The sequence below is a fragment of the Pseudoduganella violaceinigra DSM 15887 genome (assembly GCF_000425385.1).
Taxonomy (GTDB): domain Bacteria; phylum Pseudomonadota; class Gammaproteobacteria; order Burkholderiales; family Burkholderiaceae_D; genus Rugamonas; species Rugamonas violaceinigra.
This window is the reverse complement of sequence record NZ_KE384357.1, coordinates 362,564-376,081: the sequence shown is the minus strand read 5'-3', so window position 1 is coordinate 376,081 and position 13,518 is coordinate 362,564. Positions and strand designations below refer to the sequence as shown.

Below are 13,518 nucleotides of genomic sequence, written 5' to 3'. Positions count from 1 at the left end.
GAATTCTATGAAGCGCACCAAACTCATGGCGGCACTGGCCGCCGGCCTGCTGTTTGCAGGTTCCTCCAGCGCCGCGGCGCTGGACCAGTTCAAGGCATTTGTGGCCAGCACCAAGGCCGCCAAGGGCGAGTTCTCGCAAAAGGTCGTGGCCCAGGGCAGCAAGGACAAGCAATCGTCCGGCTCCTTCACCTTCGCCCGCCCGGGCAAGTTCATCTGGTCCTACGCCAAGCCCTATGAACAGGTGCTGCAGGCCGACGGCGAGCAGCTGTATGTTTTCGACAAGGACCTGAACCAGGTCACCGTGCGCAAGCTGGGCGATGCACTGGGTTCCTCGCCGGCGGCCATCCTGTTCGGTTCCAATGACCTGGAAAAGAACTTCGCCCTGTCCGAAGCCGGCAGCCGCGACGGCCTGGAATGGCTGAAAGCGACCCCGAAAGCCAAGGATTCGAGCTTCGAGCAAATCCTGATCGGCCTGAAAAACGGCACCCCGGAAGCGATGGAGCTGAAGGACAGCTTCGGCCAGACTTCCTTCCTGTCATTCAGGAAGTTTGAAAAAAATCCGGCCCTGAATGCAGCGTCGTTTAAATTTGTCATGCCGAAGGGCGCGGACGTCATCAACAATTAAGGCATGATGACGCAAGACCTGTTCGCCCCCGAGCCCACGCCGCCGCTGGCCGAAGCGCTGCGCCCGCACAGCGTGGCGGACGTGATCGGCCAGAGCCACTTGCTGGGCGAGGGCAAGCCGCTGAACCTGCTGTTCAAGTCCGGCAAGCCGCACTCGATGATCCTGTGGGGGCCGCCGGGCGTGGGCAAGACCACGCTGGCGCGTCTGTCCGCGCGCGCCTTCGCTTGCGAGTTCATTGCCATTTCGGCCGTGCTGGGTGGGGTGAAGGACATCCGCGCCGCCATTGAGCAGGCGGAGCAGTTTGTCGCGAGCGGCAAGCAGACCATCCTGTTCATCGACGAAATCCACCGCTTCAACAAGGCGCAGCAGGATGCGCTGCTGCCTTACGTGGAATCGGGCCTGGTGACCCTGATCGGCGCCACCACGGAAAACCCTTCCTTCGAGGTCAACTCCGCGCTGCTGTCGCGCGCCCAGGTGTACGTGCTGAAGGCGCTGACGGAAGAGGAAATGCGCCAGCTGCTGGCGCGCGCCCGCGAGCGCGCCATGCCGGACCTGGCATTCGACGAGCTGGCGATCGACACCCTGATCGGCTACGCCGACGGCGATGCGCGCCGCTTCCTGAACCTGCTGGAGCAGACCAAGACCGCCGCCGCCACAGCGCGCACCGGTAAGGTCACCGGCGAATTCGTGCAGAACGCCCTGACCCTGAACGCGCGCCGCTTCGACAAGGGCGGCGACAATTTCTACGACCAGATCTCGGCCCTGCACAAATCGGTACGCGGCTCCAACCCGGACGGCGCGCTGTACTGGTTCTGCCGCATGATCGACGGCGGCGCCGACCCGCGCTACCTGGCGCGCCGCATCGTACGCATGGCCTGGGAAGATATCGGCCTGGCCGACCCGCGCGCGTTGACCATGGCCAACGACGCCGCCGAAACCTACGAGCGGCTCGGCTCGCCGGAAGGGGAGCTGGCGCTGGCCCAGGCCGTGATTTACCTGGCGGTCGCGGCCAAGAGTAACGCCGGCTACAACGCCTATAACGCCGCCATGGCCTTCGTGCGCCGCGACAAGTCGCGCGAGGTGCCGGTCCACTTGCGCAACGCCCCCACCAAGTTGATGAAGGAATTGGGCTACGGCCACGAGTACCGCTACGCCCACGACGAACCGGACGCCTACGCCGCCGGGGAAACCTACCTGCCGGATGGCATGGCCGAGCCAGGCTGGTATCAGCCCGTGCCGCGCGGACTGGAATCGAAAATTGCCGACAAGCTGGCCTATTTGCGCAAATTGGACGAAGAAGCCCGGAAAGGCTGATTAATGCTGGAAAGCAAATGCACTTACTTGCGTAAGCGAAGCGCGTAAGCGAACTATTTACATTTGAATTGCCCCACGTTACGATCTTGTAAATATTCCAACGGAGGGCGGGATGGCAGAGCGTCTGACAGTCGAAGGAGTGACCGTCCATGTGGACGGCGCGGGCGATGAAGTCATCATGATGATTCATGGCTGGCCGTATGACCGCAGCCTGTGGGATGCCCAGGTCCAGGCGTTCTCCCCGTCTTATCGTTGCGTGCGGTTCACATTCCCCAGCCAAGGCGCCAAGGGCAGCCACACCATTGACGAAGTGGCAAGCCTGTACGCCAACACGGTCACTGCCGTGAATGGCGGCCGGCCGGTGATCCTGATGCTCAGTGATTGGGGCTGCATATTTGGCTACCAGTTCGCGCTGCGCTATCCGGAACTGGTGAGCCGGGTGATCAGCGTCGGCATTGGCGGTTCGAGCCAGATGACTTATCGCGCCTCGCTGGACTGGAAAACCCGTTTGCGGCTGGCGTACGCGCACCACCGCCTGAAGGCTTCAAGCGGCAATAGCCGCGAAGCGCGCGAAGCCTGCTCCCGCTTGCAGTTGCCGCACGTGGTCAGCTGGTTGCGTGCCGCGACTCCCGCGGCCGGGGCCTTGCCGTTCAAGCTGCGCTGGCCCATGCTCTATATTTACGGTAAGCGTAAGCCTTTCCAATTCCATACCCGCAGTTTCGAGGCGGCCGTCCAATCGAAGCCTGACAGCAAGGTAATTGCCTTCCGCAGCGGGCACTGGGTCATGCGCGAGCAGCCGGAAGCGTTCAACAGCGCCGTTCTGGGATGGTTGCAAGAGGTTCCTCGGGTTAATTGAAATTTGCATCAGGATAATTCCCGCCGTATAGTGGTGGCCCGTTATTATTCTGATAGCTAATTTCATTAATGAAGATTTCCCATCTTTCCCTGCTGCTGTCGGCACTTCTTGTGTCGGGAACCAGCGCAGCCGCCGAACGTATCTTCCTGCAGCTTCCGGTGCAATTAGCCCCGGGAGTTGAACTTCCTCCGCGCGTACAGGCCGAATGTGACCTGGAGCATCATTTCGCACAAGATGCCGAGGCGCAAATCTCCAAGCGCTTCCGCCCAGTCGAAATCATCACAAGTGGCACCGATGTCGGCAACGATAAAGTGATCAAGCTGACGTTGACGAATATCAATGCCTTGGGCGGCGCTGCCTGGACCGGGCCCAAGTCGGTATCCATGCAGGTCGAACTGATGCGGGGCGGCGAAGTGTTGGATGCCCGCGTGTTTTCGCGCTCGTCGCAGGGCACCCTTTTGACCGGCACCTGCGAAATGCTGCATAAAGTATCCAAGGCCCTTGGCGCCGACGTCGGTGTCTGGCTGAAACGCGGAGCCAATGCGCAAGCCGAGGCTGCCGCTCCAGCTGCAGGAGCCGGCGAGTAAGCTGTCCGGCCGGGGCGCAGCACCGGGATTTCGCATTTCATCCCGTGTTTTTTACGCTTCGTCGCAAGTGCGGGGCAGGGCAGGGAGGCTTTAGGTACAGTGTAAGCATGGAAGCACGGAAGTACTTCAAACACTGACCTGAAGGAGAACATCATGAATGCCCTGAAACACATGGAAGCGATTTTCGTTGTCGCAGCAGCCCTGGCCACCGTGACCAGCTTCGCAACCGCCACCACCCCGGTGCTGCGCGTATCCGCCGACCCGGTTGTGGTCAAAGTGGACAGCAGCATGCCGACCGTGGTGGTGGCCGCCAAACGCCTGACCGCCGCGGAAAAAGCAGCACTGATCTGACAGCACGACGCCGGAGGGCGTAAAACTCGGTTGTTGTGCTGTCATCTTGGTACAATTGCTCCTTTCGACTAAACCTCGCAGCGGCAGCAAAAACATGATTGACATCCAACTTCTCCGTAAAGACATTGATACTGTCGCCGCCAAACTGGCGACCCGCAAGTTCCAGCTCGACGTAGCTGGCTTCAATGCCCTGGAAGGCGAGCGTAAGGCCATCCAGATGCGTACCGAAGAACTGCAAAGCAAGCGCAATTCGCTGTCCAAGCAGATCGGTATGATGAAGGGCAAAGGGGAGGACACCACCGCCGTGATGGCCGAAGTCGGCGGCCTGGGCGACGAACTGAAGGCCAACGAAACCAAGCTGGCCGAGGTGCAGGTAAAGATGAACGCCTTCCTGCAAACCGTACCGAACCTGCCGCACGAATCCGTGCCGGCCGGTGCCGACGAAACGGGCAATGTGGAAGTGCGCAAGTTCGGCACTCCGCGCAGCTTCGATTTTGAAGTCAAAGACCACGCCGATGTCGGCGCCGCACTGGGCCTGGACTTCGAAACCGCCACCAAATTGACCGGCTCCCGCTTCAGCGTCATGAAGGGCGGCATCGCCCGTCTGCACCGCGCCTTGGCGCAGTTCATGCTGGACACCCATACCGACAAGCACGGCTACACCGAGTGCTACACCCCGTACATGGTCAACGCCGAATCCCTGATGGGCACCGGCCAGCTGCCGAAATTCGAAGCCGACCTGTTCTCGGTGAAGAAGGGCGGCGCGGAAGGCGAAGGCCAGACCTTCTACCTGATCCCGACCTCTGAAGTTTCGCTGACCAATATGGTGCGCGACGAGATCGTCGCCGTCGAGACGCTGCCGATCAAGGTCACCGCCCACACCCCGTGCTTCCGCTCCGAAGCCGGTTCGGCCGGCCGCGATACCAAAGGCATGATCCGCCAGCACCAGTTCGACAAGGTTGAACTGGTCCAGGTGGTGCACCCGGAAAAATCGTACGAAGCGCTGGAAGAGATGGTCGGCCATGCGGAAACCATCCTGCAGGCACTGGGCCTGCCGTACCGCGTGATGCAGCTGTGCACCGGCGACATGGGCTTTGGCGCCGCCAAGACCTATGACCTGGAAGTGTGGCTGCCGGCGCAGAACACCTACCGCGAAATTTCCTCGCTGTCGAACTGCGAAGCCTTCCAGGCCCGCCGCATGCAGGCACGCTTCCGCAACGCGCAAGGCAAGCCTGAGCTGCTGCACACCCTGAATGGTTCCGGCCTGGCGGTTGGCCGCACCCTGGTCGCCGTGCTGGAAAACAACCAGCAGGCCGATGGTTCGGTGATCATTCCTGAAGCGCTGCGTCCATACATGGGCGGCGCCGAGCGCCTGATTCCAGCCTGACGAAAACTATTTTCAAGATTTGCAGCGTTAGCCCTTCCTTTTTTAAATAACGCTGCTATAATCTTGGCTCTCAACGGCGACCACCGTTAAGTGCAGTACCTGGAGAGGTGGCAGAGTGGTCGAATGTACCTGACTCGAAATCAGGCGTAGGGTGTCCCCCTACCGTGGGTTCGAATCCCACCCTCTCCGCCAGAATACGAAAAACGGCCCCGGCAACGGGGCCGTTTTTTTTCGTCCGCACTCTGGGGAAAGCTTGACCAATGCCCAGGCACGTCCACCACAATTCCCTAACATCCAGACATGAAAGGTGGATAGAAAGGTGGGATAGAAAGGTGCCGGCAACCATGTACGACGTACTTCGGAGTCCGTACCGGTTGGCCGACACGCCACCAACCGACCTTAAAGCAGCTTGATCAGGCGTAACTGGGTAAAGCTGCCGTGCTTGGCATGGCGTGAGGACGTGGTATCGATGTACTGGAGTGTGAGCACGCTATCGATCCCCGGTATCTTGGTCGTGAAAAAAGCCCCCGCATTGGTCGAGCGGAAGCGGCTCGGACCGAAGGGATTCCCGTCGTCGTCCTGGTACTGCTGGACGCGCAATGCGTGGACGCCGACCACGCCGATTGGCGTCATGTAGCCGGCGGCGACTTCAACCCCGAACCAATTGCCGCTGCGTAGCTGGTTGTCATGATTGCGGGTGTTGAGTCCCAGCGAGACTTTGGCGCCCAATGCGATCCGTGGCGTTGGCAGGTACCCGATTTGCAGCGCGGGGCGCAGCGTGCGGAAATTGCCTGTCCCCGCATCGGGTTTCGGGTCGGTCGAATATTTTCCGGAGGGCAGGATCAGTGACGTACCTGCCAGCACGCGCCAACGGTCGCCGACGAATTGCCAGCCTGCCATCAACTCCGCATCGCCGACACCGTGCACTTTGCCCGACGACGCGGCACTTTGCGCGCTGAGGCCGGCCTGGTACTGGCTGTCGAACTGGCTGGTGACACCGGATTGCACCGGCGGTGGCACAGGGCCCGGCCAGTTCAGTGCCGGCGTCGCCCCTTGCAGCGCGATGTGCTGGTCTTTGCGGATAAGGGGAAGGTCGAGGGCAAACGCCAGCCGCCCGCCGCCATATTCTTCCTTCGTCAAGTAGGCCAGTGCGATATCCGTGCGCGTCATTGCACCATTGCCTTCGACAGTCACCTTGCCGGATGAATAGGAAGGCTGTAAGCCGGGAGGCAGCCCTGGTACGTTCAAGGTGCTGCCCGGCAGCGCCAGGCGCAGGTCCTTTCCGTCATCGCCCGAGACGCGCGGCACGGGAACGCGGGTGGCAGCGGCGACGAAGGCCCAGCCGGTCTGGTCGGGCGGCGCGAAAATTTCGCCGCCCAGGCTTCCAGCCAGGTTGTACCGTGGTTCGAAGCCTTCTGCAGCGTGTCCGGCGGCAGCGTATCCCGCCAGCAGGGCCAGGCTGGCTGCTTTCTTTGTCAAGGTCATGCAGGTCTCCTTCTTACTGTGGTTGGAATTCTGGTTTGCAGACTGCGGGTTAAAAAAAGCCTGCCGCCGGCGGGCGGCAGGCAAACGGACACCCCCTACGAAAACTAGCTGGTTGTCTGAGGGGCCGGGGAGAAGCGAGGCGCAGCGACGGCATTGAATGGGCCAAGAACTTCGGTCACGATGTCGTCCACGCTGGACAGTGGCCCGTCATGCATGACGACGCGGTCGGGACGGACGGCGGCAACCCAACCCACAGGCGCGGCACCGGGAACAAGCGTATCGCCCATGTCTTCCCAATTGCCAGGGCCCAGGTCGGGCTGGCCACGGTGGCGCATCGCCACGAACTGGCCGCCAATCGCGCGCCACGCAGCCTGGAGTGGCGCACTGAGATGCTGCGACGGATCGCAGCCGAAACCGATCAAGGAAAGTCCATTGCCCAACGCTTCATCGCTCAGCACGCAGGGCGCGCCCGGTGCACGTCGAACCAGACCCTGCGGCAATTGCCCGCCGCGCACCAGGCGCGCGTCGCTGCCGCCCCGCTGGAACAAGCCGCGCGGAAAACGATTGGCAGGCTTGATCTGCAGTTCTTCAAAGAAGGGGCGGGTGAAGGGAATGCGGTGCAATATTCCCATCAGCCCGTGCACCAGGAAGGCGGTCGCGCGGTTGCGCGGCATGACCAGGGCGCCCATCATGCGCGCCATATTGATAATCGCCCGGGCATGGGGTCGCCGCTCCTGGTCGTAGCTGTCGAGGATGGACAGCGGCGCGCGGCCCTGCGATACGCTCGCCAGTTTCCAGCACAGGTTCGCGACGTCGCGCAGGCCGGCCACCAGCCCTTGCCCCACAAACGGAGGCGTGATGTGGGCTGCGTCGCCGGCCAGGAACACGCGGCCTTTGGAGAAGCGGTCCACGATGCGGGCGTGGAACCGATACACCGCCGTGCGTTCGATCGTGCAGTCGCGGGTATCGCACCACGGTGCCAGCAGCGCGCGAATGGTTTCGGGCTTCTCCATCTGTTCGCGCGTCTCGCCTGGATGCAGCATGAATTCCCAGCGTTGGCGATTGCCGGGCGCTGGCATGTGCGGCGATGGACGCCGTGGGTCACAGGTGAATTCGATATGCGAGATGGGGATGGGGGCGTTCTTTACGTCAACCACCAACCAGTCCTGCGTGAAGGTCTTGCCATCGAATTCCATGCCGAGCTGGCGTCGCACGAGCGAGCTCGCGCCGTCCGCACCGAGCAGGAAGCGCGCGTGCACTTCAGCCACTTTCCCATCGGCCTTGCGAATCGTCGCGCGCACGCCGTGCTCGTCCTGGGTAACGTCTTCCAGCTCCGCCCCAAGCTCCGCTTGCACGCAAGAATACTGGCGCAGGCGGTCGCGCAGCACGCGCTCAAGCTCGGGCTGGTAGAAGGTGACCAACTGCGGATGGCCATCAATCTGCCCGGCCGTCTTGGCACGCGCATAGTGGCCAAACAATGGTGAATGCATCTGCACTTCCGGGATGGCGCAGGTGGCGAAGGCGCCATCCTCCAGGCCGGCCATTTGCAGGATGCGCAGCGCTTCGTTATCCAGCACGATGGCGCGCGGCGCCATGAAGATCTCTTGCGCTTTGTCGATGACGAGCGTGCGCAGGCCGTAACGCCCCAGCAGGTTTGCGGCGGTGGCGCCGACCGGACCCATGCCAACCAGCAGCACATCGACGTTTTCAGGGAGTGTTTGATGCATGTTCATGCCTTTTCCTCCAGCGGGAAAATGTCGACCGGGAAGGGGAAGTGCGCCAGCAGGCGCCTGGCCTCGGCGGAGCTGCCCGGTTCGCAGTACAGGTTCACGACGGTGCCGCGTGCCGCGTCGGCGAACACCTTGATGCGCGCGGGAATGGCGCTCTCGGCCAATAGTTGCTTGAGCACGTGGTCGGCAGCGTCGAGGCGCAGGTCGGCCTTCGCCAGCTTGCCGACCGCTGTCAGGGGCATTTGCGGCAGAATGGAAACGCGCACAGGTACGGCGGCGCGTTCGGGAACCAGTTCGCGCGCGGCCAACTGCAACTCTTCTGCCGTTGCGGTCGCTCCCGGATATAACGTGACATAGGCGACTGGCAATTCGCCCGAATGCGGGTCCGGTTGGCCAACGGCGGCCGCCAAGGCCACCGCAGGATGGCGCAGCAGAGCCTCTTCGATCAGCGCCGGATCGATATTGTGGCCGCCGCGGATGATGAGGTCTTTCGCGCGGCCGGTCAGGTGCAGGTAGCCGTCGGCATCCAGGTAGCCGAGGTCGCCGGTGTTGAGCCAGCCGGGTTTGAGCCAGATGGCGCGGTTGTCGCGTTGCCGCAGGTAGCCGGGGAAGACGTTCGGGCCGCAAATGCCGATCACCCCGACTTCGTCGACGGCGCAAGGCCGGGTCGCCAGGCCATCCGGATCGACCTGCCAGGCCTGCATTGCCTGATGCGGCAGGCGCAATCCGATACTGCCTGGGCGACGGGGGACGCCCGCCGGCTGCAGGGCCGAGATGCACGCAGCTTCAGTCAGGCCGTAGCCTTCGGTCAGTGAAATGCCAGCGAGTTCTTCGAAACGTTGCGCCACTTCAGGCGGCAACGGCGCGGCGCCGCAAAACGCCTGGCGCAGCGAGGAGATGTCAGCACCCTGCACAGGCAGGTTGGCCAAGGTGGAGAAAATAGTCGGTACGCCGCTGAAGGTGGTGGCGCCGAAGCGTTGCACCAGCTGCCAGAAATTGGCCAGCACGCCGGGCCCGCGGTAGCCTTGGGCCGTGAGCATGACCACTTCCCAGCCGGCATGGAAGGCTCCCAGTCCAGTGACCATGGCGCCATTGACGTGGAACAGCGGCAGGCCGCACAGCACCACATGCCGATCCGGCTGCATGCGGGCCAGCATGTCGGCGACGAAGACTTCGTTCTGGTGCGTGTGCGCCGCCACTTTCGGCAGGCCGGTGGTGCCGCCGGTGTGGAAATAGGCGCACGCATCATCGGCGGCGAAAACACGCCCGGATAGCAGGCGCTCGCCCGTCTGCTGTGCGAGGGCTTCGCCGAACGACCGCAGTCGGACTCCTGCGCGCGGCGGCTGCAGCGTCTGCCGCATTGCCTGCAGCGGCGCGCGCTGTTCAGGCGAGACGTATGGATAAAGGTCGACCAGGAAAACGGTGCGCAATGAAGGACAACGTTCAATCACGGCCTTGGCCTTTTGCCAGTTGTCGCCGTCCGGCTGCGGTGCCAGTGTCACCAGCGCAGTCGCACCGGTCGCTTCGATGATGGCCGCGATGTGCTCAACGTCGAGCAGCGGATTGATGGGGGCGGCAATGCCCGCAGCCTGCGCACCCCATAGGGCGTAGTGTGTTTCCGGCAGGTTGGGCAATAGCAGCGCAACCGCGTTGCCGCGCCGGATGCCGTTCAGATGAAAGGCGTTGGCGGCTTGGGTCACCCGTTCCAGCAAGCTTCGATAACTGATGATCACGGCTGGAACGTCCTGGTCCGCGCGCGGCAGGAATTGCAGGGCGCTGCGTTCAGGGTGACGGGCGCAGGCCTGGCGCAACACATCATAGGTGTTGCTTGCGGCGAGCTGGTCCTTCCAGTTTTCTTGTTCAATTGCGACGACGTCGGCCAGCGTACGCACAGGCGTGCGTAGCGGCGGCGTGTTCACACGGGTCTCCATGAGGTTGTCTCCTTGTTGGTTTTCAGGTGATGTAAGGCAGTAAGAGGGCGCGGCCGGGCTGCTGGCGCTCGACATGGATATGGGCCTGGGCCGCTTGCGTCAGCGGGAAGCGCTGCACCTCGCCGGGTAGTTGCAACAGCGGCGCAAAGTCGGCAAGGTGGTCGAGCGCCGAGCGGTCAGGGCGAAACACGGTCCAGGCATAGCGCGCGCCGTTGGGCACCTGGGCCGCCATGCGCCGTTTCTCGCGCCAGGCGCCCGCGAGGCCACCGGCCAGGCCATTGCGGTCCAGTTGGCCGAGCAGCGGGTGCACCGTACTGGCATGCCCGACCGCATTGTCTGCGAGCAGTTCGAGCAGGAGCGCTTCGTCATCCCAGCTGCCGAAGTTCAAGGTGGCGGCAAAATAACGCGGCAGGGCGCGCAGTGGCATGGTGCGCCGGTCCAGTACGACATCGGCGCCGGCCAGGCGGCACAAATGGCGGCGCGCCCCGGCGGTAGCGGTGACGTGGGCGCCCATCGCGTGCAGCAGGCGCAGTGCAATCTGTCCCAGGCCGCCCGAGGCGCCATGCACCAGTACTTCACGCCCGCTGATGGCGCTGCGTGTGATACCCGCACCCTCAAGCGCCCGCGATACGGTCACGAAGTTGTAGGGCAGGCCGGCTAACTGCTCCGCTGTCATGCCCGATGGTTGATGCATGACCTGTACCGCATCGACCAGCACATGGGTGGCATGGCTGCCTTGCGAGGAGGGCGGCTTGGCGCCGAACACGGCGTCGCCTTCCCGGAATGCCGATACACCCCGTCCCACGGCGCAAACGGTGCCGGCAAAGTCATTGCCCAGCACCAGCGGCAGGCGTGCCGCGCCCAGCACTGACAGCAGCCGCTTGCCGTAGCCGGCGCGGCGCCGGGTGTCGATGGGGGTGACCGCTGCCGCTTTGACACGCACCACAACCTGGCCCCGGCCTGGCTTCGGCAGCGCCATTTCGCGCACTTGCAGCAGTTCGGGACCACCGAAGTCGCCGAGCACGCTGGCTACGCAGCGGTTGCTCATGGCGCCACCACGCGGTTGCGCTGCAGGCCAAGATCGAGCGTGCCGTCGTCGCTGCGGATGGTGGTGGTGATGACGTCATTGGGCTGCAGGTAGGCTGGATTGCTGGCGCCTTTGCCGATAAACAGGCGCCACTTGGTGGCCTCCGACAGCACGTGGCGCATGATCCACATGACCAGTTTGCCGGGGGCGCGGGCGGCGCATCCGGCGGGCGTGCCGGTGGCGATCAGGTCGCCGGGCTGCAGGTCGTGCAGCGCAGACAGTTCGGTCAGCGTCTGGTGTGGCTTGTAAATCATGTCGCCGCAGTAGGAATCCTGGCGCAGTTGTCCATTGACCTCCAGCCGCATGCGTAGTTCTGGCCAACGCCGCCATTCGGCAGGCGTCAGCAGCAGCAGCAGGGGGCCGGTGGGACCAAAGCCGCGGTAGCTCTTGCCTTTGTAGAACTGGACTTGAGGCAGTTGCACGTCGCGCGCCGAGATGTCGTTAACGATGGTCACGCCGGCCAGCCACTCGTGCAACCGGTCGGGAGCAACGGTGACCGGGCCGCTGATCTCGCGCCGCAACACCAGGCCCAGCTCAACTTCGTAATCAAGCAGTTTCACGTGGGCCGGCCGTACGATGTCGGTGTCGGCCGGGGCGATGCAGGATGGCGCCTTGGTGAACAGGGTATTGAAGGGAATGCGATCCGGGTCCATGCCGGATTCGCGCACATGGCTCGCATAGTTGATGCCCTGGCAGATGAACTGGCGGTCGCGGGTGATGGGCGCCAGCAGCGTCACTGCCTCGAGCGCGATGCTGGCTTGCGCCGGCGTGCTGGCCCAGGCCTCGTCCAGACCGTCGCGAACAAAGTCGGCGGTGCTGGCATAGCGGCCGGGCAAGGGCGCGATACGCTGGCCGTGCAGTACACCCCATGCGGAAATTCCGTCCTGCGCATAATGGACGACTTGGACTGCCATAATTAACTCCTTGTGATATTGGATGGCGTCCAGGCATTACAGCCATGGACGCGGGGTGCTCATTGCGCTGCCCAGCAGCTTGAGGCGGCTGACCGTTAGGCGCCCCTGCCAGAGCAGGCGCAGCACCTTGAAAATCGTGCCAAGGTCGCGCTTGACGCCCATGGAGGCGGGCACGTCGTCGCCCCAGGCCCAGATACCGGACAGTTGCAGCGGCACGTAGTGCGTGGGATGCGACGCGGTGAAGACGTCGCCGTCGGTGTAGTGTTCGAACTCCATGCCGTCCGGGTCATACCAGTAGTCGAACAATTGGCTGCCCAGGATGTGCCGGCCAATGCCCCACATGTGGCGGTGGCCCCTGGCGCGCAACACGTTCTGGCCTTGACCAAGCGCGTCGAGGTCGACCACTTCATAGGCGCTGTGTTCGTACTTTTCCTCGATGCCGCCGGCCAGCACGAAGCTATGATGGTCGGCCGGGGCCGCGCCCAGGTCGAGGCGGAAGAAGGCCAGATTGGGCGCGCCATCCGCCAGAAACTGTACGTCGGTCGGAATCAGGCCCAGGTGGCGCATATACCAGGCCGCCATGCCAGCAAAATCGATCGTCTGCAGCACCACGTGGCCAAGCTTGGTGACCGCGGCGGGTTCCAGTGGGGGACGCACGGTGGCATTGATACGGCGCGTCTCATGGTGGCAATTGGTGTGCGGATGCAAGGGCGCGCGTAGCGGCTGTGCCGGCACGGCGGCTTGGTTGGTCACCAGCCACAGCAGGTTGCCAGCCGGGTCGACCAGTTCGACGCCGCTGCCGCCGCCGGGAAGTTCATTGGCATCGAGCCGGCGCGCCCCGGCTTCGGCTTCCAGGATGCACAACTGTGCTTCCGAGGCGACGGTGAACGCGGCGCCCAGGTAGCGCGACCGCGTACCCTGCCGCGCAAAGTAGATCAGCGGCGCGGTACCGTGGCCGCGCATGATGAGCTGACGGTCGCTGTTCTCGACGGGCAGCATGCCGAAATCGGTCAGGAACGCCTGCGTTGCCGCCAGGTCGGCCTTTTCGAACATCAGGAAAGCCAGCGATTGTGCCTTGACCAATGGCGTTGGACGCGCCAGCGGCTGGACGCCTGGTGGAAGTGCGTTTTCCGGGTAAGCCGGCGGGCTCTGCAGCGCCTCCGGGAGTGCTTGTTTCATAGGGTCTCCTGTTAGTGCGGCGGCCAACACGTGATGCCGTCGCTTCCTTGGTGGTAGTGACGATACCGTCAT

The 13,518-nt window shown here is 63.3% G+C and carries 12 protein-coding genes and 1 tRNA gene; 7 read left to right on the top strand and 6 right to left on the bottom strand.

The genetic code is table 11. The features are described from left to right. The first annotated feature begins 7 nt into the window (after window positions 1–7). The 7 genes from lolA (at window position 8) to H597_RS0121370 (ending at window position 5,312) form a co-directional block, all read left to right on the top strand. Window positions 8–625 carry an outer membrane lipoprotein chaperone LolA gene (gene lolA, locus H597_RS0121400; protein ID WP_028103918.1) on the top strand — a complete coding sequence of 206 codons (618 nt, stop codon included), beginning with the start codon at window positions 8–10 and terminating at the stop codon, window positions 623–625. Window positions 626–628: 3 nt separating this feature from the next. Continuing rightward, entirely contained in the window at window positions 629–1,939 is a 1,311-nt protein-coding gene (locus tag H597_RS0121395; protein WP_028103917.1) for a replication-associated recombination protein A, read from the top strand. 112 nt (window positions 1,940–2,051) lie between these two features. Beyond that, on the top strand, window positions 2,052–2,795 hold the full coding sequence (locus H597_RS0121390; RefSeq protein WP_028103916.1) for an alpha/beta fold hydrolase: 744 nt from the start codon (window positions 2,052–2,054) through the stop codon (window positions 2,793–2,795). Window positions 2,796–2,863: 68 nt separating this feature from the next. Continuing rightward, window positions 2,864–3,382: a hypothetical protein gene (locus H597_RS0121385; RefSeq protein WP_028103915.1), complete on the top strand. Its 519-nt coding sequence runs from the start codon at window positions 2,864–2,866 to the stop codon at window positions 3,380–3,382. Window positions 3,383–3,535: 153 nt separating this feature from the next. After that, window positions 3,536–3,733 carry a hypothetical protein gene (locus H597_RS0121380; protein ID WP_028103914.1) on the top strand — a complete coding sequence of 66 codons (198 nt, stop codon included), beginning with the start codon at window positions 3,536–3,538 and terminating at the stop codon, window positions 3,731–3,733. 94 nt (window positions 3,734–3,827) lie between these two features. Next, complete coding sequence (gene serS, locus H597_RS0121375; protein WP_028103913.1) at window positions 3,828–5,120, top strand: serine--tRNA ligase; 1,293 nt, start codon at window positions 3,828–3,830, stop codon at window positions 5,118–5,120. Between the two features lie 101 nt (window positions 5,121–5,221). Beyond that, window positions 5,222–5,312, top strand: a tRNA-Ser gene (locus H597_RS0121370). Between the two features lie 207 nt (window positions 5,313–5,519). Here H597_RS0121370 and H597_RS0121365 read toward each other — a convergent pair. The 6 genes from H597_RS0121365 to H597_RS0121340 all read right to left on the bottom strand — a co-directional run bounded on the left by H597_RS0121365 (window position 5,520) and on the right by H597_RS0121340 (window position 13,446). Next, window positions 5,520–6,605 carry a transporter gene (locus H597_RS0121365; RefSeq protein ID WP_028103912.1) on the bottom strand — a complete coding sequence of 362 codons (1,086 nt, stop codon included), beginning with the start codon at window positions 6,603–6,605 and terminating at the stop codon, window positions 5,520–5,522. A 104-nt stretch (window positions 6,606–6,709) separates the two neighbouring features. Further along, a complete protein-coding gene (mhpA, locus tag H597_RS31945; protein WP_083941243.1) occupies window positions 6,710–8,332 on the bottom strand; it encodes a bifunctional 3-(3-hydroxy-phenyl)propionate/3-hydroxycinnamic acid hydroxylase MhpA in 1,623 nt (540 codons plus the stop codon). A 2-nt stretch (window positions 8,333–8,334) separates the two neighbouring features. Next, window positions 8,335–10,266, bottom strand: coding sequence for an acyl-CoA synthetase (locus H597_RS31940; protein ID WP_051293989.1), 1,932 nt, complete (start codon window positions 10,264–10,266; stop codon window positions 8,335–8,337). 22 nt (window positions 10,267–10,288) lie between these two features. Next, complete coding sequence (locus H597_RS33495; RefSeq protein ID WP_028103911.1) at window positions 10,289–11,314, bottom strand: alcohol dehydrogenase catalytic domain-containing protein; 1,026 nt, start codon at window positions 11,312–11,314, stop codon at window positions 10,289–10,291. Then, a complete protein-coding gene (locus tag H597_RS0121345; protein ID WP_028103910.1) occupies window positions 11,311–12,267 on the bottom strand; it encodes a fumarylacetoacetate hydrolase family protein in 957 nt (318 codons plus the stop codon). The genes H597_RS33495 and H597_RS0121345 overlap by 4 nt, the downstream gene beginning before the upstream one ends. Before the next feature lie 36 nt (window positions 12,268–12,303). After that, a complete protein-coding gene (locus H597_RS0121340) occupies window positions 12,304–13,446 on the bottom strand; it encodes a VOC family protein (protein WP_028103909.1) in 1,143 nt (380 codons plus the stop codon). Window positions 13,447–13,518: the final 72 nt, after the last annotated feature.

Excerpts from the sequence above, each read along its gene's own strand:
- H597_RS31940 (WP_051293989.1), bottom strand. The coding sequence starts at position 10,266 with ATGGAGACCCGTGTGAACACGCCGCCGCTACGCACGCCTGTGCGTACG.
- H597_RS0121385 (WP_028103915.1), top strand. The coding sequence starts at position 2,864 with ATGAAGATTTCCCATCTTTCCCTGCTGCTGTCGGCACTTCTTGTGTCG.
- H597_RS33495 (WP_028103911.1), bottom strand. The coding sequence starts at position 11,314 with ATGAGCAACCGCTGCGTAGCCAGCGTGCTCGGCGACTTCGGTGGTCCC.
- serS (WP_028103913.1), top strand. The coding sequence starts at position 3,828 with ATGATTGACATCCAACTTCTCCGTAAAGACATTGATACTGTCGCCGCC.
- H597_RS0121380 (WP_028103914.1), top strand. The coding sequence starts at position 3,536 with ATGAATGCCCTGAAACACATGGAAGCGATTTTCGTTGTCGCAGCAGCC.
- H597_RS0121390 (WP_028103916.1), top strand. The coding sequence starts at position 2,052 with ATGGCAGAGCGTCTGACAGTCGAAGGAGTGACCGTCCATGTGGACGGC.
- H597_RS0121345 (WP_028103910.1), bottom strand. The coding sequence starts at position 12,267 with ATGGCAGTCCAAGTCGTCCATTATGCGCAGGACGGAATTTCCGCATGG.
- H597_RS0121395 (WP_028103917.1), top strand. The coding sequence starts at position 629 with ATGATGACGCAAGACCTGTTCGCCCCCGAGCCCACGCCGCCGCTGGCC.
- H597_RS0121340 (WP_028103909.1), bottom strand. The coding sequence starts at position 13,446 with ATGAAACAAGCACTCCCGGAGGCGCTGCAGAGCCCGCCGGCTTACCCG.
- H597_RS0121365 (WP_028103912.1), bottom strand. The coding sequence starts at position 6,605 with ATGACCTTGACAAAGAAAGCAGCCAGCCTGGCCCTGCTGGCGGGATAC.
- mhpA (WP_083941243.1), bottom strand. The coding sequence starts at position 8,332 with ATGCATCAAACACTCCCTGAAAACGTCGATGTGCTGCTGGTTGGCATG.
- lolA (WP_028103918.1), top strand. The coding sequence starts at position 8 with ATGAAGCGCACCAAACTCATGGCGGCACTGGCCGCCGGCCTGCTGTTT.